General features: G+C 58.1%; 22 protein-coding genes and 1 tRNA gene. 17 read left to right on the top strand and 6 right to left on the bottom strand.

Translation table 11 applies throughout. The features are described from left to right. Window positions 1–45: 45 nt before the first annotated feature. Entirely contained in the window at window positions 46–1,134 is a 1,089-nt protein-coding gene (gene mltB / locus GKN89_RS06890; RefSeq protein ID WP_019453804.1) for a lytic murein transglycosylase B, read from the top strand. Between the two features lie 57 nt (window positions 1,135–1,191). On the opposite strand, the gene GKN89_RS06885 is transcribed toward mltB, so the two are convergent. Continuing rightward, window positions 1,192–2,337: an autotransporter domain-containing protein gene (locus GKN89_RS06885; protein WP_019453803.1), complete on the bottom strand. Its 1,146-nt coding sequence runs from the start codon at window positions 2,335–2,337 to the stop codon at window positions 1,192–1,194. A 404-nt stretch (window positions 2,338–2,741) separates the two neighbouring features. Between GKN89_RS06885 and GKN89_RS06880 the strand changes: the two genes are divergently transcribed. The 3 genes from GKN89_RS06880 to GKN89_RS06870 are packed head-to-tail and all read left to right on the top strand — an operon-like array spanning window position 2,742 to window position 4,307. Beyond that, complete coding sequence (locus GKN89_RS06880; protein WP_025160153.1) at window positions 2,742–3,032, top strand: hypothetical protein; 291 nt, start codon at window positions 2,742–2,744, stop codon at window positions 3,030–3,032. A 45-nt stretch (window positions 3,033–3,077) separates the two neighbouring features. Then, complete coding sequence (locus tag GKN89_RS06875) at window positions 3,078–4,001, top strand: DMT family transporter (RefSeq protein ID WP_154746583.1); 924 nt, start codon at window positions 3,078–3,080, stop codon at window positions 3,999–4,001. 3 nt (window positions 4,002–4,004) lie between these two features. Further along, window positions 4,005–4,307: a hypothetical protein gene (locus GKN89_RS06870; protein ID WP_019453800.1), complete on the top strand. Its 303-nt coding sequence runs from the start codon at window positions 4,005–4,007 to the stop codon at window positions 4,305–4,307. An 11-nt stretch (window positions 4,308–4,318) separates the two neighbouring features. Here GKN89_RS06870 and dsdC read toward each other — a convergent pair whose 3' ends face one another. The 3 genes from dsdC to GKN89_RS06855 all read right to left on the bottom strand — a co-directional run bounded on the left by dsdC (window position 4,319) and on the right by GKN89_RS06855 (window position 7,508). Next, a complete protein-coding gene (gene dsdC / locus GKN89_RS06865) occupies window positions 4,319–5,248 on the bottom strand; it encodes a DNA-binding transcriptional regulator DsdC (protein WP_019453799.1) in 930 nt (309 codons plus the stop codon). 377 nt (window positions 5,249–5,625) lie between these two features. After that, window positions 5,626–5,880 (bottom strand): CsbD family protein, encoded by a 255-nt coding sequence (locus GKN89_RS06860; protein ID WP_230328928.1) that lies wholly within the window; start codon window positions 5,878–5,880, stop codon window positions 5,626–5,628. Window positions 5,881–6,011: 131 nt separating this feature from the next. Continuing rightward, window positions 6,012–7,508: a helix-turn-helix transcriptional regulator gene (locus GKN89_RS06855; RefSeq protein WP_019453797.1), complete on the bottom strand. Its 1,497-nt coding sequence runs from the start codon at window positions 7,506–7,508 to the stop codon at window positions 6,012–6,014. Between the two features lie 227 nt (window positions 7,509–7,735). Between GKN89_RS06855 and GKN89_RS06850 the strand changes: the two genes are divergently transcribed. From GKN89_RS06850 to GKN89_RS06835, 4 genes are all read left to right on the top strand, one after another. Continuing rightward, window positions 7,736–8,707, top strand: coding sequence for a hypothetical protein (locus GKN89_RS06850; RefSeq protein ID WP_074055774.1), 972 nt, complete (start codon window positions 7,736–7,738; stop codon window positions 8,705–8,707). A 1-nt stretch (window position 8,708) separates the two neighbouring features. Continuing rightward, on the top strand, window positions 8,709–8,930 hold the full coding sequence (locus GKN89_RS06845; RefSeq protein WP_019453795.1) for a hypothetical protein: 222 nt from the start codon (window positions 8,709–8,711) through the stop codon (window positions 8,928–8,930). Window positions 8,931–9,636: 706 nt separating this feature from the next. After that, window positions 9,637–10,437, top strand: coding sequence for a helix-turn-helix domain-containing protein (locus GKN89_RS06840; protein WP_154746582.1), 801 nt, complete (start codon window positions 9,637–9,639; stop codon window positions 10,435–10,437). Between the two features lie 20 nt (window positions 10,438–10,457). Next, the gene (locus GKN89_RS06835; RefSeq protein WP_230328927.1) at window positions 10,458–11,732 is read left to right on the top strand and encodes a lactonase family protein; all 1,275 of its coding nucleotides are present in this window, start codon (window positions 10,458–10,460) and stop codon (window positions 11,730–11,732) included. A 105-nt stretch (window positions 11,733–11,837) separates the two neighbouring features. Here GKN89_RS06835 and GKN89_RS06830 read toward each other — a convergent pair. Continuing rightward, window positions 11,838–11,912, bottom strand: a tRNA-Arg gene (locus tag GKN89_RS06830). A gap of 129 nt (window positions 11,913–12,041) precedes the next feature. After that, window positions 12,042–12,968 (bottom strand): formate/nitrite transporter family protein, encoded by a 927-nt coding sequence (locus tag GKN89_RS06825; protein WP_019453792.1) that lies wholly within the window; start codon window positions 12,966–12,968, stop codon window positions 12,042–12,044. Between the two features lie 229 nt (window positions 12,969–13,197). On the opposite strand from GKN89_RS06825, the gene ccmA reads away from it, so the two are divergent. The 9 genes from ccmA to ccmI all read left to right on the top strand — a co-directional run bounded on the left by ccmA (window position 13,198) and on the right by ccmI (window position 20,267). Beyond that, entirely contained in the window at window positions 13,198–13,830 is a 633-nt protein-coding gene (gene ccmA, locus GKN89_RS06820) for a cytochrome c biogenesis heme-transporting ATPase CcmA (RefSeq protein WP_019453791.1), read from the top strand. Further along, window positions 13,830–14,489 (top strand): heme exporter protein CcmB, encoded by a 660-nt coding sequence (ccmB, locus tag GKN89_RS06815; protein WP_019453790.1) that lies wholly within the window; start codon window positions 13,830–13,832, stop codon window positions 14,487–14,489. Before ccmA ends, ccmB begins: the two co-directional genes overlap by 1 nt. Window positions 14,490–14,609: 120 nt before the next feature. Next, a complete protein-coding gene (locus tag GKN89_RS06810) occupies window positions 14,610–15,347 on the top strand; it encodes a heme ABC transporter permease (RefSeq protein ID WP_019453789.1) in 738 nt (245 codons plus the stop codon). Next, complete coding sequence (gene ccmD / locus GKN89_RS06805) at window positions 15,344–15,580, top strand: heme exporter protein CcmD (protein ID WP_004936267.1); 237 nt, start codon at window positions 15,344–15,346, stop codon at window positions 15,578–15,580. Before GKN89_RS06810 ends, ccmD begins: the two co-directional genes overlap by 4 nt. Further along, window positions 15,577–16,071 carry a cytochrome c maturation protein CcmE gene (gene ccmE, locus GKN89_RS06800; protein WP_211129962.1) on the top strand — a complete coding sequence of 165 codons (495 nt, stop codon included), beginning with the start codon at window positions 15,577–15,579 and terminating at the stop codon, window positions 16,069–16,071. The genes ccmD and ccmE overlap by 4 nt, the downstream gene beginning before the upstream one ends. Beyond that, complete coding sequence (locus GKN89_RS06795) at window positions 16,068–18,038, top strand: heme lyase CcmF/NrfE family subunit (RefSeq protein WP_154746581.1); 1,971 nt, start codon at window positions 16,068–16,070, stop codon at window positions 18,036–18,038. The genes ccmE and GKN89_RS06795 overlap by 4 nt, the downstream gene beginning before the upstream one ends. Next, a complete protein-coding gene (locus GKN89_RS06790; protein WP_019453786.1) occupies window positions 18,035–18,586 on the top strand; it encodes a DsbE family thiol:disulfide interchange protein in 552 nt (183 codons plus the stop codon). The genes GKN89_RS06795 and GKN89_RS06790 overlap by 4 nt, the downstream gene beginning before the upstream one ends. Next, on the top strand, window positions 18,583–19,050 hold the full coding sequence (locus GKN89_RS06785; RefSeq protein ID WP_019453785.1) for a cytochrome c-type biogenesis protein: 468 nt from the start codon (window positions 18,583–18,585) through the stop codon (window positions 19,048–19,050). Before GKN89_RS06790 ends, GKN89_RS06785 begins: the two co-directional genes overlap by 4 nt. After that, window positions 19,050–20,267 (top strand): c-type cytochrome biogenesis protein CcmI, encoded by a 1,218-nt coding sequence (ccmI, locus tag GKN89_RS06780; protein WP_154746580.1) that lies wholly within the window; start codon window positions 19,050–19,052, stop codon window positions 20,265–20,267. Before GKN89_RS06785 ends, ccmI begins: the two co-directional genes overlap by 1 nt. Window position 20,268 lies beyond the last annotated feature (1 nt).

Genomic DNA, 20,268 nt, shown 5'->3' with positions numbered 1-20,268 from the left:
TAACATAACTCTCACTTATCTCTTGCATGGCTATATGGATATCCGATGCGTCACCTGGTTGCGCTTTTACCGCTGATTACCTTGCTTGCTGCCTGTAGCAGCACGCCGAAACCCAGTACCACCGCTACGCCGCAGAACGCCCCGGTAAAAGGCGGCTTTTTGCTGAGCCCGGCGCACAGCGGCGCGCCGCTGGGTGGGGATTTCGCCAATAACCCGAATACCGCACGCTTTATCGATAAGATGGTGCAGGAACACGGCTTTGATCGGCAGCAGCTGCACGATGTGCTGGCGCAGGCCCGACGATTGGATTCGGTGCTGCGGCTGATGGACAGGCAAGCGCCGACGCCGTCTACCCAAGGGCCAACCGGGCCGAATGGCTCCTGGCTGCGCTATCGCAACAAGTTTATTACGCCGGATAACGTGCAGAACGGCGTGGTGTTCTGGAACCAATATCAGGATGCGCTGCAGCGTGCCTGGCAGGTGTACGGCGTGCCGCCGGAGATCATCGTGGGGATTATCGGCGTGGAGACCCGCTGGGGCCGCGTAATGGGTAAAACCCGCATTATCGATGCGTTGGCGACGCTGGCCTTTGACTATCCGCGCCGCGCCGATTACTTCGCCGGTGAGCTGGAAACCTTCCTGCTGATGTCGCGCACCGAAGGCGACGATCCGCTCGAGCTGCGTGGCTCCTTCGCCGGCGCGATGGGCTACGGGCAGTTCATGCCTTCCTCCTTCAAAAGCTATGCGGTCGACTTTAACGGCGATGGTCATATCAACCTGTGGGATCCGGTCGATGCCATCGGCAGCGTGGCCAATTACTTCAAGGCGCACGGGTGGTCCAAAGGCGAACCGGTCGCCATCCAGGCCAACGGCCAGGCGCCGGGGCTGGAAAACGGCTTCAAGACTCGCTATTCGGTTGCCGCGCTGGCGGAAGCTGGCCTAAGCCCACAGGGTTCGCTCGGCGATAATCAGGAGGCCAGCCTGCTGCGGCTGGACGTTGGCACCGGCTACCAGTATTGGTACGGCTTGCCGAACTTCTACGTCATCACCCGCTATAACCACAGCACCCACTACGCCATGGCGGTGTGGCAGTTGGGCGAAGCGGTTGGGCGCTCGGCGCGCGGCGGTTTCTGACGCTGCTTCAATCAACGAAAAAGGCCGCTTGCGCGGCCTTTTTTACGTTCTGAGCAATCAGAAGTCGTAGCGCAGACGCACCACGGTCATATCGCCGAGGTTGTCGGTGCTCGATGTCAGCACATGCTCTACGTCAACGCGGAAGCCGTAGTCAAACTGCACGGTAACCCCGAGGCCGTTGTCGATGCGCTGGTAGTTGCGGCCGGTGACGTATTCCAGGCGATCGCCCATGAAGTACGGCATCACCGATTTCACCGCGTACTGACCAACCGGCACGGTATAACCGGCCAGGTACTCGATGCCCCACGCGTCGCCGGCGAAGTAATTGTTGATGTCGGCTTTCTTGGTGGTCAGGAAGTCGTGGTAGTAACCGCCGCCGAAGGTCAGCGTCCAGTTGTCCGGTTTCCAGCTGATGGCGGTGCCGACGATGTTCTGGTCGTAGCTTTTGCTGCCGCTGGTGGACGGGTTGCGCATTTCGGCGCGGGTGTAGTTCCAGGCGGTGCCCCAGGTCAGATCCTGAGTAATGTGGTAATCCACGCCCAGTGAGCCGCCGCCTTTGCGCTTATAGCGCAGGCCGTTGCCCGGCAGGTAGTCGCTGTCGCTGAACAGGTACGAAGCGTAAACGTCCGCATCGCCGAAGCTATTTTTGTACTTCAGCATTTTGCGTGAACGGTAAGAGCCGTCGTAGTCGCCGTTGATGCCGTTGCCCGGCGCCTGAGCCAGCATGTCGTAGTCCCAGATGTCGGTTTTGGCACCGACGACATCATAGTAAACGCTGTTCTGCTGGCCGAAGGTCATCTGTCCCCAGGTTTTGCTCTTCAGGCCGGTATACAGCATGCGGCGGCTGGTGTTTCGCGCGCCGTCGGCATAGTGATGATCCCAGTCAAACAGCGCCGGAATGTTCACACCCAGCTCGTAGTAGCTGATCCAGCTGATATCGTCGAACAGGTAGTAGTCCGCCGCGAAACGGAAACGGGTGCCGCCGTCGAAGCCGTTACGCTTGTAGGAGCCCTTGTCACCGTCGCCCGTCATGTTGTTGAACTGCGGACGGATGCTGCCGCCAACGGTGAAGTTCAGGCGGCTGAGCGGATCGCCGGCCTGCGGATCTTGCTTCAGCAGGGTGATTTCCGCCTGAGCGGCGAACGACGCACTGCCGATCGCCAGACCCAGCGCCACTGCCTGAGTCACTACGCGCAATTTCATTGCCATGTGTTATCCCTGTTTTATGTATGACCGCCCCCATCAGCGCCGCCATGCCGATGTTTTGCGCAAAAAGCTGCGTTTTTGCGCATTTTGACGGTGTTTTTTAGTGTTTTCGCGGCGGGCGGCATTTGTAACATAAACGACGAGATAAATAATTACTTTTCTTGCTAATTATTGGCCGGTTTTTGACCATTTCGTGCGGCGAAAACGGGCGCTATGCATGCCTCTCCGCTTGGATGAATTCATTTAACGCCAAGGTTTATATTTTTCATTTGTCAGCCACCGGCGCCTGCCTGTAATTTCAACCGTGCAAGAGATAATTGATTTTAGCCTGTCACCGCCGTATTAACGTTGACCTTTGGCTGCGTAATCGGTCGGGATAAATAAGCGATTGGGAGGTCGCCATGAGAAACCTGTTAATGTTGTTAGTGGGGTTGTTTTCATTACCGGCGATGGCGGCGGAGTCGCACGTTTGCCATTCTCAAGCTTATGATTATGCTGAGGTTAGCAAACTCAGGTTGTCCGACGATACCCTGTTTACCTGCCGCGGCGTGGGGCACCTGACGATCCCTGAACTGGCGCGTAAAGGATGGAAGGTGATTCATTTGGCGCAGCAAACCGAATATACCGACGCCGTAGACAGCGATGGTGAGGTTATTAAACTTTATCAGGAAATCGTGGTTTATAAAGAATAAGACGACGGCAGCCTGTTATTATTCCAACGGCGGCGAGAACTTATTATGAATGCAAGAATTGGTATCGACGGCAGAGCTGCCGCCGCCATGGTGATGCTATGCGCCATCTGGGGGATGCAGCAGGTGGCGATCAAGGCGGCAGAGTCGGACATGTCGGCGGTGCTGCAGATTGCCATTCGCTCGGGTCTCGCCGCGCTGGGGGTTTATCTGCTGGCGCGCTGCCGCGGCGAACGCTTCACCTGGGATCGCGCTACGCTGTGCGCCGGTTTGAGCGTGGGGGGATTGTTTGCGCTGGAGTTCTTTTTTGTCTCCGAGGGGCTGCGTTACACCAGTGCTTCACATATGGCGGTGTTTTTGTACACCGCGCCGCTGTTTTCCGCGCTTGGCCTGCATTTTCTTATTCATCAGGAGCGCCTGTCGCCGATGCAGTGGTTTGGCATGCTCATCGCCTTTGGCGGCGTGGTGCTGGCCATGTCGGGCATGGCCGTGGAAAGCGGCGGTGCCGAGCGGCTGAAAGGCGATCTCTACGGCCTGCTGGCGGGGATCGCCTGGGGCGGTTCTACTCTGGTGATTCGCACCACCCGTCTGGCGGAGTGCCCCGCCAAACAGACGCTGCTGTTTCAGTTGACGGGCGCCGGCGTGCTGCTGTCGCTGCTGGCGATAGCGACGGGCAATTTGCACGCCGTCATGAGCACGGTGGTCTGGAGCAGTTTGCTGTTCCAAACGGTGATCGTGTCGTTTTTCAGCTACCTGATCTGGTTTTCACTGTTGCGCCGCTATCAGGCTTCTTCGCTGGGCATTCTTACCTTTATGACCCCGGTATTCGGTATCCTGGCGGGTGTCGTCATTCTCGGCGAACCGCTGCAAATTGAGTTTGTATTGGGTGCTTTGCTGATCGTGCTGGGGCTAGTCGTGGTGAGTTGCTCATATCTTATTTATGTTGACCGAAGGGTGGCACCAAAAATATAAATTATGGATGTTGATGTACAGAACTACCAAATAAGCTGCGAAAGCCAATTCATTATTCAACTGCAAATATCTCGCTATGCCTGGGGCGTGCCGCTGATTACGCTCATCGATAACGGCGATTTGACCGTAATAAGAAGCCGAGGCTGGTCAAAGTTGGCTAACGGGATGGCGTTGGAAGTTTATTACTTTGCCAATAATTCCCTGCTGGCCTGGGATAAAAATCGGAAATACATCTCCTATTCAAAAGACGGGCGCATTTATGCCTGTGCGCTGCACTTCTCTTATTCCCCCAACATATGGAAATAAGCCTCTGGCCGTCAGGCCAGAGGAAAGGTCTTCATGATCCACTGTTTAAAGGCGAGGATTTTCGGCCACTGCCGTTCGGAGATGGTCGAGGTAAAATAGCAGTGCTCACAGGGCACGGTCATATTGCTGAACGGGATGATCAGCTCACCGCTTTTGATCCAATCCTGCACCAGATTGAGCCGCCCCATGGCGACGCCAAGGTGCCGCGTGGCGGCCAGCACCGCAAGATCGGAGCGGTCGAACTCCATGCTTTTGCTGTCGGTATCCAACCCCAGCGCAAAGTGTTGCGACCAGGTTTGCCATTCATCTTCGCCGGAATTGTAGCGATCGTGCAGCAACGTGCAGTGGGCCAGGTTTTCCGGCGCGTCGTACAGATTATGCGCGGCGGCGTACTGCGGGGTGCAGATCGGCACCATTGATTCCTGCATAAAGGCTTCGTCCAGATGCCGCCCAGAAGGCAGTTTGCCGAAGTACATCGCCAGGTCCACGCCACGGTTGGCCAGGTTGATGATCTCTTGCCCGGTCAGAATATTGAGGTGAATGGTGGGGTGTTGGGCGATAAAGTCGCCGATGCGCGGCAGCAGCAGACATTGCACCAGGGATGGGTGCGAGTAGAGCGTCAATGTCCCCGTCAACTCGCGATTTTTGATATCCAGAATTTCCTGATTCAAAGTGTTGAAGGAACTGTCCAGCGCCCATTGCATGCGCTCACCTTCCGGCGTCAGGGTAATTCTGCGATGAAAACGCTGGAATAGCAGAAAGCCCAACTCCTTTTCGAGCAAATTAATGCGATGGCTCACGGCGCTGGGGGTGATCGACAATTCTTGCGCCGCCAGCGCAAAAGATAAATGACGGGCGACGCATTCGAAAGTATGCAGCCGGGAAAATTGATAGCTGGTCAGCGGGGTGGCCCGTTGTGAATATTTTCTACTGGGGAACATGTTATTTCTCCGTGCGCGCAATGCAGCGATACTAACATTTAATGGAGAAAGGGATAAACCCAGGTTGGTGAATATATTCGGATGTTAAACTGACGATTTCAGTGATGCTGAGGGTAAGCTGATTTATTGCCTCATGACCGTAAATAACGGGCGGATGGCTTGGGGTGAGAAGACGATGAGCGTCGGGAATCGGTGAGTAAAATAACATGGCTGCGGTTAAGCGGCGACTAAATACGCCTATCTATGAGGGATATAGCGGCTTCACTATGATAATTCGGCGCACCCGCTGTGTTTGCTCTTTGGCCGAGAGGACCGGGCCTGATGGCTACCCACCGGGCCCGGCATTCAGTGAAAAGCGGTTTGCTCGTCGGCGCGCATCAACGGCGGCGCAGCAGCAGGCCGGTCAATAGGCCTGCGCCGGCAATCAAAGCCAACGCGACGATCGGGTTTTTCTTCATCATGCTGCCGGCACAGCTCAGGGCTTCGCCGTATTTTTCTTGCAGCGCGCCCGCTGCATAGCGCGTGGCGCCTTCGGCTTGCAAACGTTCGTTTCCGGTAACGTCGCCCGCCATTTCCTGCGCTTTGCCCGCCACTTTCTCTATCATGCCATCGGCTTTTTCGCTGTTCATCATGATGCGCTCCTAAGGTTCGATCCGTTTGGCTTCCGCACAGGGCGAAAGCTTGCATTTGCATTTCCATGTTATGCACTACATCGGGTGCCTATAAGGAGCGTTTGCATCGGTGCGGATAGTGCATTTGCAGGCTACTTGCTGTTCCTGGCGCTCGGCCCACCGGTAAACAGCCCGCGTTCTCTGGCCCAGACGATGGCTTCGCTGCGGCTATGCACACCCAGTTTGGAATAGACCGTCGCGACATGGTTGCGAATGGTGTTGAGCGCCAGATTGAGACGCGCCGCGATTTTCTTGTCCGGCAGCCCCTCGCAAATCAATTCCAGCACATCGCGCTCGCGCGGCGTGAGATCGCTGGCGTTAAATCTGGCCTGGTCGGGCCGGTTGATGCTTTTCACGTTAGCCAGTTTTTCGATCAGGGTTTGGCTGAACCAGGAAGCGTCCTGCATCACTTCTTCGATGGCGCTCACCAGCTCCAGCTCCGAGCGTTTGCGTTCGGTAATGTCCATCAAGACCAACAGATAACAGGGCGCATTGTGGATGCTGATGGCGTCCGCCGAGGCCACGCAGTCGATCAGCTCACTCCCTTTCTTGCGCACCTGGATGTCCAGCCCTTCGACGTTACCGCCTTTTTCCAGGGCGGCAAACAGCCGGCGGCTTGCCTCGGGATCGTCAATAAACTGGATCTCATCGACCGTCTTGCCGATCAAGGCTTCGGCCTCGTACTCGGTGGTGCGGGTGAAGGCTTCGTTGACATCCAGCACGCGCCGCTCGTCTGCGGTGCACAGTAGCGTTGGCACCGGGCTCAGGCGAAATGCCTTGGCGAATCGCTCTTCGCTTTCTCGCAGCGCCGATTCAGCCTGGCGTCGGGGTTCGAGATCGGTGAATGTGAACAGCATGCAATCGTCTTCATTGAAGTCCAATGGTTGGCCGGCAACCACCACCAGCTTGCTTCCGCCACCGGGCAGTTTCAGCTCGGCCTCCATCTGCGGAATGGTGGCGCCTTCTCCCAGGCGCTGTACCGCCAGCTCTTTGTGCTCCGCTTGTTCCAGGACATCCACTTCATAAACCGAACGGCCCATGACCTGTTCGCGTTGATAACCGGTCATATCCAGAAACCCTTGATTGACCTTGACGTAGCGCAGGTCGCTTAGCCGACAGATGACCGCCGGCGCCGGGTTGGCGTTGAAGGTTTTTTCAAAACGCTGCTCCGCGCTGGCCCACTCGGTAGCATCGCTCAGGATCAGCGCCAGCAGCTCCGGCTGCCCCTGCGGATCGGTGACGATCAGGCTCCGCAGGCGGTGCACCCAGAAGCTGTCCGGATCGTCTAACCGCCGAACTTCCACCACCACATCGGTAAAGGTCTCGCCATCGGCAACCCGGCTCAGCGGGTACTGTTCCAGCGCCAGCGGATGATTGTTGCGATAGCGCAGGGCAAAACGCGCCGCGTACTCGCCGGCATTGGCCCCCAGGGCTTTCTGATGACCCACGCCATGCATGGCGAGCGCGGCCTCGTTGGCCCAGAGAAGGGTTTGCTCGGTATCCGTCAGGATCACGCCGTCGGACAAGCCGGAGATGATTTGCTGCAGGTGGCCGCGCTGGGTTTCGCTGGCGAGGACGGATTGGCTCATGGATTCTCCGCTAGACAGAAGGGGGCGGCCTCTGGCGGGGGCCGCAGATTACGCTACTCGCTGAGCAGCTTAGTGCATAACGTGCGAATTCGCAGGGTGTGAATGCACTAGTCATTCTGGCGCAAATGAACCGGGACGGCCGACGACGCCGCGCGGCAGACTGAATTTGTCTGCGCGGTTATCCGCCGTGCGTGCAATCACTTGTCCAGAAAATATAAGGAACAACGATGACCACTGTCTATGAATCAAATCGCTTTGCGTTTCAGGTGTCATGGGGCTCGATATTGGCCGGGAGTGCCGTGGCGCTGGTGACTTATCTGATATTCAGCGTGCTGGGTACGGCTATTGGCGCCCAGGCCGTGGATATGATGCAACAGGGCAATCCGCTGAGCGGCTTTGGCACCGGCACCGGCATCTGGCTGCTGGTTTCAACGCTGGTGGCGCTGGCCGCTGGCGCGTTCGTCGCCGGGCGCACCGCGCCGAACCGCGGCGGCTTGCATGGCCTGCTGAGCTGGTCTATCACCACCTTGCTGACCACCTGGCTGATGGTTTCATTGGCAAGTGGCGTGGTTGGACTGGCGGGCAGCGCGGTGGGCAAGGGGCTTTCGCTGGCGGGCAGCGGCCTGGCGGCGGCGGCGCCAAACGTGGGCGAAGGCCTCAAGCAACAGCTGGATAAAAACGGCATCAGCCTGGACTGGGGAAGTCTGGAAAACCAGTTGAACGCCACGCTTAAGCAGACCGGTAAGCCGGAGTTGGATCCTGCACGGTTGGAACAGAAGGCCGATCGGGTGGCCGCTGACGGCAAACAATCAGCCATGGATGCCGCTGCCGATCCTGCGCAGGCCGCCACCGAGCTTAAGCAGTGGTTCGAACGCGTCAAACAGTCCGGAGAGCCGACGCTGAGCGCCGCCGATAAGAACGCGCTGGTGAATATCGTTGCCGCGCGCACCGGGAAGAGCCGCGACGAAGCGAGCCAAATCGTCGATAACTACGCTCAGGCTTACCAGCAGGCGGTGCAAAAAGTGGAAAAACTCAAGGCGCAGGCCGAACAAAAGGCGCGCGAAGCGGCCGATGAAGCGGCCAAACAGCTGTCTCGCGCCGCATGGGGCTCCCTGTTGGTGCTGCTGTTGGGCGCCGCGCTGAGCGCGGGCGTGGGGCGGATTGCTGAATCCACCCGTCGTACCGTCGCGGTAAGTTGAGATGAAGAAAAACCTGTCGTGCATCTCGCTGAATTATCGAAAAGTGGCGGGGGCGTCAGCCCCCGTGCTCGTCATCGATTTTTGCAACGAGAACAACGAGCGCTACACCTTGCGCTACAACCTGCCACCGGATACCCCGGAACGCACCGAACGACGAGTATCTTTGCTGCTGTATCTGTTGCGTAAACACCGATCGGCAGAGATCGATAACCTGACTGATTAATCCATTTGTTGAATGAAAAGCCCAGCCTCACGTGCTGGGCTTTTTGTTTGGGGCCGTAGGCCGTTCTGGCGACAAGGCACGGGGCGAGTCGGCTCGGTATTTTACCGGGGGAGAGGTGTGCGGTTCACGGGAGTGGACGTGGCTCCCTATGGGCGTGGTTTGTAAAACAGGGCATCGAGCAAGGTTGGTTAAAACATCCGTTTTCTCTGCGCTGGAACGATAAAAAAGAAATGTGCTATTGCGACGCGAGATTATTGAGAACAACGTTCAATTCCTGAGCTTACCTCTCTCGTTTTCTTTGACTGACGATCATCCTTTTACATATCGGCCGCAGTAATATTTATCGGCGGGCCAAACTATAAAATGCGTTTTCATTTGTGATGATGAAATTCCTATTCGGCCATGCAATCCGGCTGTAAAAAAACACTTTAAGGTAAAACAATTAACAAAAAGTGTGATTCCACCAGGTGTGGCAAGTGCATCTTTGATGAGTGCATTTTACATGGCTTGATTTTGTTTTATGGGTTTCCCATGGCGGGATTTATATAACATGATCATTTTCAGTTATTTATGCGATAGTTTTTCCTATGCCGTAAAAAATGAATTGGTAGGGTGATTTTTTTTAGGATTAATCTTAATGACTTGGTTTGTTTGGTTAACGATTTTAATAAAAAGGACGCAAATCTTATAAAGGCAAGGAGCACATATGGATTACAGAAAAGATATTCTTGTACAGGTGTTGGAGTATATGGAGAAGAATATTGTCGAGGGGCTGTCAGTTGAAAAGGTTTCCATTATTTCAGGCTACTCTAAATGGCATTTGCAACGGCTGTTTAAGCATTATTTTGGCATAACGCTCGGGACTTATATAAGGAATAGAAAACTGAGTCGCTCTGCTATTCTGCTCAAACAGCACCAAGGAAATATATTGGATGTTGCCCTGGCATCCGGGTTTGCCTCTCAGCAATGTTACACGCGGGCATTCAAACGTTTCTTTGGCGAAACGCCCAACAGCTTCAGGAACAGCAGGGGGTGGGATTTTTCCATGCAGATCCCGCCATATGGCAACGACAAGAAACCCTATTTCTACCACGCGGTCATGCCGGATGACATTGAGATGTTAAAGCATTACAAGGCACTGATTTTTCATTCTATAAGAAAATACAGAGATGCCAGTGACATTGCACAGACCAATGAGAAATGGTTAAGCAAGCAGCGAGGGGTGTGTAATGCCGAAAAGAACAGGAGCCATAAATGGCATTCCAGCAGCAAGGAACCAGAGGTTTTTCATTCTATTTTTAATTTTTATATCCCTATGGGTAGATATATTGTCATCCCCTTTATGGGGGAGTTGTCAGAGTACGTTAAATTTTTCGAAGGAATATACGACATCTATCTGCCGGCTATCAATGTCAAAATGCGGGAGAGCTTTTTTATCGAGTTATATAGACAAGATAATTTAAATGGTAATGTTATCAATGTCGATATACTTATTCCTGTAACCTAGTGATAAGGCAAGAAGACATCATGAATAGAGAAAAAAGCCTCGACCCGATTAATAAACGCCAACAGGTTCGCTTTATGCTACCTTTTACATTACCTGCGCCTGGCCGAACAAGGGTTGCCGGTTTAGGTCAGCAGGCCATTAAATTTACGGTGGTGTTAATTTTTTTCATGTTTTCAGGAAATGCGATGGCAAATAAGCAGGAACATCAGAAAATAGCGTTGGTCGGAACCTGGACCCATATTCCAGATGCGCCGGCGGTGCAGAAACCGGCGCATCCCAGTGAAGGGCTCTATCGCCTGGCGGTGAATGGCGACGGCACGTTAACGCCGCTCGATGTGATTAAGATGAAAAGCCCGTCGTGGATCGTAAAATCTCGCGATGGCCGTTTTGCCTATGTCACCAATGAAGAGGACGCGGGAACGGTGACCGCGTTGGCAATAGGCCAAGACGGCGCCGTCCGGGTACTGAATACGGTGAACAGTGCAGGCCGGCAGCCGACGCATGCCACACTCAGCCCTGATGGCCGGTATCTGTTTGTCGCCAACTACTCCGTCACTCAAGGTGGCGCGGGCGTGACGGCATTGCCGATTGGCGGCGACGGCAAGCTGGGTGAGTCCGTGCAGCATTATCCGTTTACATCAGGTTCCGGCGCCGTGCAGGGGCGTCAGGAAGGGGGCCATGCGCACTCCACCACCTTCAGCCGCGATGGCAACTATCTGTATGCGGCGGATCTTGGCGGGGACAAGCTGCACGCCTATCGCTATCGTTCGGATAGTGCGCAGCCGTTGCAGGCGGATGCCTCGCGCGATGTCAGCTTTGCACCTGGCGCCGGTCCACGGCACATGGTGTTCTCGCCGCAAGGCGAATATGCCTATGTCATCACCGAAATGGCGGGCGACATCGAGGCGTTTGCCGTCAACGACCATCGATTGACGCCGCTGGGGAAAGTGAAACTGAACGGTGGGCAGGACTCGGCGGAATTTAAAAGCGGCGGAGCCATTATCCTGAGTCCGAGCGGAAAATATCTTATTGCCACCAATCGTGGCAGCGATAATCAACTGCTGGTATTAAGCATTGCCGAGAATGGTCTGCCAGGCGCGCCGGCGCGCTATCAAGCCGGCGGCATTGAACCGCGTGCGCTCGCGTTCGATGCCGGAGGCCGCTACCTCTATGCCACGAATGTGTTCACCAATACCGTGGCCCTGTTCGATTTCGATGATGAGACGGGCAGGTTGCAGGCCAGGGGGGAGGCGGCGACGATTGCTACCCCGACGGATATTAAGTTTTTTAATTAACGCCAATCATAACGCTCGGGGAAATCGAGTCTGAACAGGGGAAAAGGGCGGATTGCGGACGCAGATGCAGATGCAGATGATGGGGAATAGCTTGATTAGAAAGGATGGTGTCCCCGACTGGAATCGAACCAGTAACTAGCCCTTAGGAGGGGCTTGTTATATCCGTTTAACTACGGGGACGCTGCGGGTCGGCAACCGAAGCTGCCGGGGCATTATACCTTTTTTTACCCGCAGAATAAGCGCTTAGCGGCGCGTTTGCTCAATACCTCGCCAGTTCGCGCCGAAATTTCCTCGGCTAACCGACGGCGATCACGGTTTTTCCCCGCCGTGGCGCCGTTTTTCCTCTTGCAGGCGCGCCGCCTTATTTTTGGCGCTCAAATCGTTGCGGATTTGCGCATGGCTTATCAGCGCAAAGATAAAGGTGCCGCCGATGATATTGCCCGCCAGCGTCGGCAAGGCGAACGGATAAACGAATTCTCGCCAGCCAATCGCGCCGTTGAACACCAGATAGAGGATCTCTACCGAACCGACCACGATATGGGTCAAATCGCAAATCGCCACCAGATAGGTCATCAGCACGATCACCCAGATTTTCGCCGCGCCGGCGGCCGGGAACATCCATACCATGGTAGCGATGATCCAGCCGGCCAGAATGCCGTTGGCGAACATTTCTCCCGGCGTATGGCGTATCACCTCTTCGCCCAGGCTGATGAAGGCGCCGCGTGTTTCGGTGTCGAACAGCGGCATATGGGTAAACGCCAGCGCCGCCAGCCCGGTGCCGATCAGGTTGCCGAGCAGCACCACGCCCCACAGTCGCAGCAGGATCAGCAGGTTACGCGGCGTGGGTTTATGCATGACTGGCAACACTGCCGTGACGGTGTTTTCGGTAAACAGCTGCTGGCGCGCCATGATGACGATGATAAAACCGAAGGTGTAGCCGAGGTTCTCGATGAAAAAACGGCTGGGATCGTCCGGCAGACGGGCGTGGAAAATGCCTTTCGCCGCCAGCGAGGCGCCCATCGACAGCCCGGCGGCGACTGCCGACCACAGCAACGCCAGCCCGTCGCGCTCCAGCTCTTTTTCGCCCTCCATCCGGATCTGTTCATGTACCGCCGCCGCGCGCGACGGCAGATTCTCTTCCCTGACTTCGATTTCGCGCTTGCCCTGTTCCTGCTCTTCGCTCTCTACCTGCATCGTCTCATCCTGCTCGTGCTCCTGGCGCTGCTGTTCGTTCATGCTGTCGCTCCTGCTCAATAAGGGTGAGTTCACGTCATTAAGCGTAGCTGCCCGGCCTAAATGCGGCGAAATACAGAAAAAGGTAACAAGAGTTAAAATCCGCCGGTTTTTTCCACGCATTCTTGATCCTGCTCGCCATATTGTCCCGTTGGCGCGCCCGCCGCGGGCTGCGTGCGGGGAAAGGCTTATGCTATGATTCGCTATCCCAAAGAAAAATATGAGTTCCCCGATGCTGGAAGCCAAAAGTCTGAGTTGCGTGCGCGATGAGCGCATCCTGTTTAGCGAGCTAAGCTTTTCAGTTCAGCCGGGCGATATCATTCAGGTAGAAGGGCCGAACGGCGCGGGCAAGACCAGTCTGCTGCGCATTCTCGCCGGTCTGGCGCGGCCGGACGGCGGCGAGGTGTGCTGGCGCGGGCGCAGCACGTTGCGCGATCGTGCAGCCTACCAGCAAGACTTGTTGTTTATCGGCCATCAGCCCGGCATCAAGGCCGTATTGACGCCCTTCGAAAATCTGCAGTTTTATCAAGCGGTGCGCGGCGCCGCCGATCATCAGGCCATCTGGCGCGCGCTGGAGCAGGTGGGGCTGGTAGGTTACGAAGATCTGCCGGTGGCGCAGCTGTCGGCGGGGCAGCAGCGGCGCGTGGCGCTGGCGCGCCTGTGGCTGAGTGCGGCGCCGCTGTGGATCCTCGATGAGCCGCTAACGGCGATCGACAAACAGGGCGTGGCCGAGTTGATTAGCCTTTTTGAACAACATGCGCAGCGGGGCGGCATGGTATTGTTGACCACGCACCAGGATTTGGCCGGCGTCAGCCAAACGGTGGGCAGAATCCGGTTGGCGGAACACGACGCGGGGAGTTTGTGATGTTTTTGACCCTGCTGCGTCGCGAATTGAAAATCGCCTGCCGTAAAGGTTCGGAGATCGTCAACCCGTTGTGGTTTTTCCTGATCGTCATCACGCTGTTCCCGTTGGGGATTGGCCCTGAGCCGCAGCTGCTGGCGCGCATTGCGCCGGGCATCGTGTGGGTGGCGGCGCTGCTGGCCTCGCTGCTCTCGTTGGAGCGGCTGTTTCGCGACGATTTTCTCGACGGTTCGCTGGAGCAGCTGTTGCTGCTGCCGACGCCGCTGCCGATGACGGTGCTGGGCAAAGTGTGTGCTCACTGGGTCGTGACGGGATTACCGTTGCTGATCCTGTCGCCGCTGGTGGCGCTGCTGCTGTCGCTCGATATGCAAACCTGGCTGGCGGTGGCGGGGACGCTGCTGCTCGGCACGCCGACGCTGAGTCTGATAGGCGCTATCGGCGTGGGGTTGACCGTCGGTCTGCGCAAAGGGGGCGTGCTGCTCAGCCTGCTGGTGCTGCCGCTGTATATCCCGGTGCTGATCTTCGCCACCGGCGCGATCGACGCCGCCTCGATGGGCATGCCGATCGACGGTTATCTGGCGATACTCGGCGCGATGCTGGCGGGCAGCGTGACATTGGCACCGTTTGCCACCGCGGCGGCGCTGCGAGTGAGCGTGCACTAGCTAACTGATTGAATGAACAGACGGGGCAAGGCCGACAAGAGCGTACCCCGCAGAAGATTTTCGCCGTTTCGATCGCTCGGGGCGGCCGACGCACAAAAATTACCGTGAGCACTGACGACAATGTGGAAATGGTTACATCAACTGGCGCGGCCCGAGCGGCTGTATCACGTCTGCGGCCGCTTCATCCCCTGGCTGGGGCTGGCGGCGGCGGTTTGCCTGCTGCTCGGCTGGGCATGGGGCTTTGGTTTCGCGCCGAAAGACTATCAACAGGGCGACAGCTTCCGCATCATTTATATTCACGTGCCGGCGGCCATGTGGTCGATGGGCATCTACGCCTCGATGGCGGTGGCGGCGTTTATCGGCCTGGTGTGGCAGATGAAAATGTCCGATACCGTGGTGGCGGCGATGGCGCCGATCGGCGCGGTGTTCACCTTTATTGCGTTGGTGACCGGCTCTGCCTGGGGCAAGCCGATGTGGGGCACCTGGTGGGTGTGGGACGCGCGTCTGACCTCCGAACTGGTGCTGCTGTTTCTCTATATGGGCGTCATCGCGCTGTATAATGCCTTCGAAGACCGCCGCCTGGCGGGCCGCGCCGCCGGCATTCTGGTGCTGGTGGGGGTGGTGAATATTCCGATCATCCATTTCTCCGTTGAATGGTGGAATACGCTGCATCAGGGCTCGACCAATATGCAGCAGTCCATCGCGCCGAGCATGCGCACCCCGCTGCGCTGGGCGATCCTCGGCTACCTGTTGCTGTTCGTCACGCTGACGCTGATGCGCCTGCGCAATCTGATCCTGTTCCAGGAGCGCCAGCGCCCGTGGGTCGCCGGGCTGGTGAATAAGGAGCGTCAGTCATGAACGCCGCGTTCGATTCCTGGTCGGCGTTTTTCGCCATGGGCGGCTACGCCTTCTATGTCTGGCTGGCGGTCGCCGCCACGCTGATTTCGCTGTTGGGGCTGGTGGCGCACACCGTCTGGCAGCGGCGGCAACTGCTCGCCGAGATCGGCCGGCGTCAGGCGCGCGAGCGGCGCATTCGCCATGCGCAACAATCAAAACAAAAATCCGCCGCACCGCGGGAGAAATCATTGTGAATCCACGTCGTAAAAGCCGCCTTTATCTGGCGATCGTTGTGCTGATCGGCATCGCGCTGACCGCGACCCTGATGCTGTACGCGCTGCGCTCCAACATCGATCTGTTCTACACCCCGGGTGAAATCCTGCAGGGCAAGGGCGAAAACCATGAGAAGCCCGAAGTCGGCCAGCGGCTGCGCATCGGCGGCATGGTGATGCCCGGCTCGGTGAAGCGCGATCCCAATACGCTGCAGGTCAGCTTCAAGATTTACGACGCGCGCGGCGCGATCGGCGTGACCTATACCGGCATTCTGCCGGACCTGTTCCGCGAAGGGCAGGGCGTGGTAGCGCAGGGCGTGCTGGGTGAGGGCAACGTGGTCAACGCGCGCGAAGTGTTGGCCAAACACGATGAGAAATACACCCCGCCGGAAGTGGCCGACGCGATGAAAGAGAACCACCAAGGGCCGACGCAGGCGTATAGCGCGCCGCAGGCGGAGGGCACCAAGTCATGATGCCGGAACTGGGCAGTTTTCTGCTGTGCCTGGCGCTGGCGATTGCGCTGCTGCTGAGCATTTACCCGCAGTGGGGCGCGGCGCGGCAGGACAGCCGCATGATGGCGGTGGCGCGGCCGCTGACCTACGGCATGTTCGCCGCGATTGCGCTGGCGTTCCTGTGCCTGGTGCACGCCTTCGTGGTCAACGATTTTACCGTCGCCTACGTGGCCACCAACTCCAATACTCAACTGCCGGTGTATTACCGCATCGCCGCCACCTGGGGGGCGCATGAAGGTTCGCTGCTGCTGTGGGTGCTGCTGCTGAGCTGTTGGTCGCTGGCGGTGGCGCTGTGCAGCCGGGCGATGCCGCAGGATGCGGTGGCGCGGGTGCTGTCGGTGATGGGGATGATCACCGCCGGTTTCCTGCTGTTCATCATCATGACCTCCAACCCGTTCACCCGTACGCTGCCGAATTTTCCGATCGACGGCAGCGATCTCAACCCGCTGCTGCAGGATATCGGCCTGATCTTCCACCCGCCGCTGTTGTATATGGGCTATGTCGGCTTCTCGGTCGCCTTTGCGTTCGCCATCGCTTCGCTGATGGCAGGCCGGCTCGATACCGCCTGGGCGCGCTGGTCGCGCCCGTGGACCACCGCCGCCTGGGTGTTCCTCACGCTGGGCATCGTGCTCGGCTCGGCCTGGGCCTACTATGAGCTGGGTTGGGGCGGCTGGTGGTTCTGGGATCCGGTGGAAAACGCCTCCTTTATGCCGTGGCTGGCCGGCACCGCGCTGATGCATTCGCTGGCGGTGACCGAAAAACGCGGCACGTTCAAAGCCTGGACGGTGTTGCTGGCGATCACTGCCTTCTCGCTGTGCCTGCTGGGCACCTTCCTGGTGCGCTCCGGCGTGCTGGTCTCGGTGCACTCCTTCGCCTCCGATCCGGCGCGCGGCATGTTTATCCTCGCCTATCTGGTGATCGTGATCGGCGGCTCGCTGCTGTTGTACGCGGTCAAAGGCGGCCAGGTGCGCAGCCGAGTGCAGCACGAAACCTTCTCGCGCGAGACCTTTCTGCTGGGCAACAACGTGCTGCTGATCGCCGCCATGCTGGTGGTGCTGCTGGGCACGTTGCTGCCGCTGGTGCACAAACAGCTGGGGTTGGGCAGCATCTCGATCGGTGAGCCGTTCTTCAACACCATGTTCACCTGGCTGATGGCGCCGTTGGCGCTGCTGTTGGGCATCGGCCCGCTGGTGCGCTGGCGCCGCGATGAGCCGAGCAAGCTGTGGCGCCGCCTCGGCGTGGCGCTGTTGGCGACGCTGGTGCTGTCAATCCTGCTGCCGTGGCTGTTGCAGGACAGCATCGCCGGCATGACGGTGGTGGGCCTGATCATGGCGCTGTGGGTGATCATCCTGACGCTGATGGAGCTGCATGAGCGCGCCACCCATCGTCACGGTTTCTGGCGCGGCCTGCGTCAGCTGTCCCGCAGCCACTGGGGCATGGTGCTCGGCCACCTCGGCGTGGCGGTGACGGTGATCGGCATCGCCTTCAGCCAGAATTACAGCGTGGAGCGCGACGTGCGGATGAAGGCCGGCGACAGCGTGGATATCCACAACTATCACTTCGTGTTCCGCGACGTGCACGACATCCGCGGCCCGAACTACAGCGGCGGCGTCGGCATCATCGACGTCACGCGCAACGGCAAGCCAGAGGCGACGCTGCGCGCAGAGAAACGCTACTACAGCGTGGCGCGCAGCATGATGACCGAGGCGGCGATCGACGGCGGTTTCAGCCGCGATCTGTACGCGGCGCTGGGCGAGGAGCTGGAAGACGGCTCCTGGGCGGTGCGTCTGTATTACAAACCTTTCGTGCGCTGGATCTGGTTCGGCGGCGTCTTTATGGCGATCGGCGGCCTGCTGTGCATTCTCGATCCGCGTTACCGCATGAGTAAAAAGCTCAAACGCGAAGGCAAGCTGGAGGCGCAACCATGAAGCGTAAGCTGCTGTTTATCCCCCTGGTGCTGTTTCTGCTGCTGGTGGCGGCGCTGATGGTGCAGCTGACGCGCAACGCCGGCGGCGAAGATCCGACCATGCTGGAATCGGCGCTGATCGGCAAGCCGGTGCCGACCTTCAGGCTGGAATCGCTGGATCAGCCAGGCAAAACCTACGATCAGGCGGTGCTGCGCGACGGTAAGCCGATATTGCTCAACGTCTGGGCCACCTGGTGCCCGACCTGCCGCGCGGAGCACCAGTACCTCAATACGCTGGCGGCGCGCGGTGTACGGGTGGTCGGCTTGAATTACAAAGACGATCGCGCCAAGGCGGTGATCTGGCTCAATTCCCTCGGCAATCCCTATGCCCTCAGCCTGTATGACGGCGACGGCATGCTGGGCTTGGATCTCGGGGTGTACGGCGCGCCTGAGACCTTCCTTATCGACGGCCAGGGGATTATTCGCTATCGCCACGCCGGCGACATGAACGAGCGCGTCTGGCAGCAGGAAGTGTTGCCGCTGTATAAAAAATACGGGGGTGAGGCATGAGGCTGATTGTCCTGCTGTGCGCCGCGTTGCTGAGCTGGAGCGCCGCTGCGGCGATCGATACCTATCGCTTCAACTCCGTCGAGCAGGAGCAGCAGTATCGCGAGTTGACCGAACAACTGCGCTGCCCGAAATGCCAAAACAACAGCATTGCCGATTCCAACGCCATCATCGCCGCCGACATGCGCACCAAGGTGTATGAGCTGATGATGCAGGGGCAAAGCAAGCAGCAGATCATCGATTACATGGTGGCGCGTTACGGCAACTTCGTCACCTACGAACCGCCGGTAACGCCGGCGACGCTGATCTTGTGGATCGGCCCGCTGCTGTTTGTGTTGATCGGCGGGGCGGTGGTGATCCTGCGCACCCGTCGCCGGCCCGGTGCAGCGGCAGACGATGAATTCTCCGAACGGGAACGGCAGCGCCTGGCGGCGCTGTTGCAAGAGACTGACAGGAAGAAACCCTAATGGCTTTTTGGCTGATTATTTGCGCGTTGCTGGCCGGCGCCGCGGCAACGCTGGTGGTGCCGGCGATGCGCCGCGGCAAGCAGAGCGCCGCCACGCGCGATGCGTTGAACAAGGCGTTTTATCAGGATCGCCTCAGCGAACTGGAGCAGGATGAGCAGCAGGGCGTAGTGGCCGAGCGCCCGGAGCTGGTGAAAGAGCTGCAGCAGAACCTGTTGTACGACATTCCCGCCGAGCAGCAAGCGCTGCAGGCGAAGCCGATCAACCGCTGGGCGCTGGTGCCGGGCGTGCTGTTATTGTTGGTGGTGACGGTTGGCTTTTATCTGAAAACCGGCGGGCTGGCGCAGGTGCTGGATTGGCGTCTGGTGCAGGCGCAAATGCCGGAATTGCGCGAGCGCGTCGCCAATGAACGCGCCAAACCGCTGAGCATGGAAGAGATCGCCCGTCTTGGGCTGGGGCTGCGCACCGAGCTGCAGCAGGACGATCGCAACATCAACGACTGGATGATGCTGGGGCGCGTCGGTATGGCGCTGAACAACGCCACCACCGCCACGCAGGCATTTGCCCATGCTTATCAATTGGATCCGAATAGTCTGGAAGTGCGGCTCGGCTATGCCGAGGTCTTGACTCGCTCCAACGATCCGGAGGATAACAAGCAGGCGACGCAGCTGTTGCGGCGCATGATCGCGGAAAATCACAGCGATCCGCGGGTGCTGAGCCTGCTGGCGTTCAATGCCTTCGAACAGGGCGATTTCAAGCAGGCGATCGGCGCCTGGCAGGTGATGTTGCAGCTTCTGCCGGCCAACGATCCGCGCGCGGAAGTGATAAAGCGCAGCATTGCACAAGCAAAAGCCCAGGCAGGCGGAGAAACTGTTAAACTGAATGTGACCGTTTCGCTGTCACCGCAGGCGGCGAAAGCCATGCCGCCGCAGGGCACGCTGGTCATCTCGGTCACCGACGGCGTCAGCCCGGTGCCGGTGGCGGTAAAACAATTGCCGCTGAGCCGTTTTCCGCTGTCTTTCTCTCTGGATGACAGCAACGCCATGATGCCCGAGCGTCTACTCTCGGCGCAGCATCAGGTGCAGGTGCGTGTGCGCCTCTCACAGGACGGATTGGCCACGCCGCAGCCGGGAGACTGGTTCGGCGAAAGCTCGCTGCAGACATTCAGCGGTAAAGAGCAGGTTAGCGTTCAGATAAACAAGCAGGTCCCTGAAAAATAAG

This window comes from Serratia sp. YC16, from assembly GCF_009707615.1.
Taxonomy (GTDB): Bacteria; Pseudomonadota; Gammaproteobacteria; order Enterobacterales; family Enterobacteriaceae; genus Serratia; species Serratia surfactantfaciens.
This window is presented reverse-complemented; position numbering and strand designations above follow the sequence as displayed.

Bases quoted from the DNA above. Each gene is read 5' to 3' on its own strand.
- GKN89_RS06860 (WP_230328928.1), bottom strand. From the start codon at position 5,880: ATGATGAACAGCGAAAAAGCCGATGGCATGATAGAGAAAGTGGCGGGC.
- GKN89_RS06845 (WP_019453795.1), top strand. From the start codon at position 8,709: ATGAAGAAAAACCTGTCGTGCATCTCGCTGAATTATCGAAAAGTGGCG.
- GKN89_RS06835 (WP_230328927.1), top strand. From the start codon at position 10,458: ATGAATAGAGAAAAAAGCCTCGACCCGATTAATAAACGCCAACAGGTT.
- GKN89_RS06885 (WP_019453803.1), bottom strand. From the start codon at position 2,337: ATGAAATTGCGCGTAGTGACTCAGGCAGTGGCGCTGGGTCTGGCGATC.
- GKN89_RS06795 (WP_154746581.1), top strand. From the start codon at position 16,068: ATGATGCCGGAACTGGGCAGTTTTCTGCTGTGCCTGGCGCTGGCGATT.
- GKN89_RS06880 (WP_025160153.1), top strand. From the start codon at position 2,742: ATGAGAAACCTGTTAATGTTGTTAGTGGGGTTGTTTTCATTACCGGCG.
- GKN89_RS06875 (WP_154746583.1), top strand. From the start codon at position 3,078: ATGAATGCAAGAATTGGTATCGACGGCAGAGCTGCCGCCGCCATGGTG.
- ccmD (WP_004936267.1), top strand. From the start codon at position 15,344: ATGAACGCCGCGTTCGATTCCTGGTCGGCGTTTTTCGCCATGGGCGGC.
- mltB (WP_019453804.1), top strand. From the start codon at position 46: ATGCGTCACCTGGTTGCGCTTTTACCGCTGATTACCTTGCTTGCTGCC.
- GKN89_RS06855 (WP_019453797.1), bottom strand. From the start codon at position 7,508: ATGAGCCAATCCGTCCTCGCCAGCGAAACCCAGCGCGGCCACCTGCAG.
- GKN89_RS06850 (WP_074055774.1), top strand. From the start codon at position 7,736: ATGACCACTGTCTATGAATCAAATCGCTTTGCGTTTCAGGTGTCATGG.
- GKN89_RS06790 (WP_019453786.1), top strand. From the start codon at position 18,035: ATGAAGCGTAAGCTGCTGTTTATCCCCCTGGTGCTGTTTCTGCTGCTG.
- ccmI (WP_154746580.1), top strand. From the start codon at position 19,050: ATGGCTTTTTGGCTGATTATTTGCGCGTTGCTGGCCGGCGCCGCGGCA.
- GKN89_RS06825 (WP_019453792.1), bottom strand. From the start codon at position 12,968: ATGAACGAACAGCAGCGCCAGGAGCACGAGCAGGATGAGACGATGCAG.
- ccmB (WP_019453790.1), top strand. From the start codon at position 13,830: ATGTTTTTGACCCTGCTGCGTCGCGAATTGAAAATCGCCTGCCGTAAA.
- GKN89_RS06810 (WP_019453789.1), top strand. From the start codon at position 14,610: ATGTGGAAATGGTTACATCAACTGGCGCGGCCCGAGCGGCTGTATCAC.
- GKN89_RS06870 (WP_019453800.1), top strand. From the start codon at position 4,005: ATGGATGTTGATGTACAGAACTACCAAATAAGCTGCGAAAGCCAATTC.
- dsdC (WP_019453799.1), bottom strand. From the start codon at position 5,248: ATGTTCCCCAGTAGAAAATATTCACAACGGGCCACCCCGCTGACCAGC.
- GKN89_RS06785 (WP_019453785.1), top strand. From the start codon at position 18,583: ATGAGGCTGATTGTCCTGCTGTGCGCCGCGTTGCTGAGCTGGAGCGCC.
- GKN89_RS06840 (WP_154746582.1), top strand. From the start codon at position 9,637: ATGGATTACAGAAAAGATATTCTTGTACAGGTGTTGGAGTATATGGAG.
- ccmA (WP_019453791.1), top strand. From the start codon at position 13,198: ATGCTGGAAGCCAAAAGTCTGAGTTGCGTGCGCGATGAGCGCATCCTG.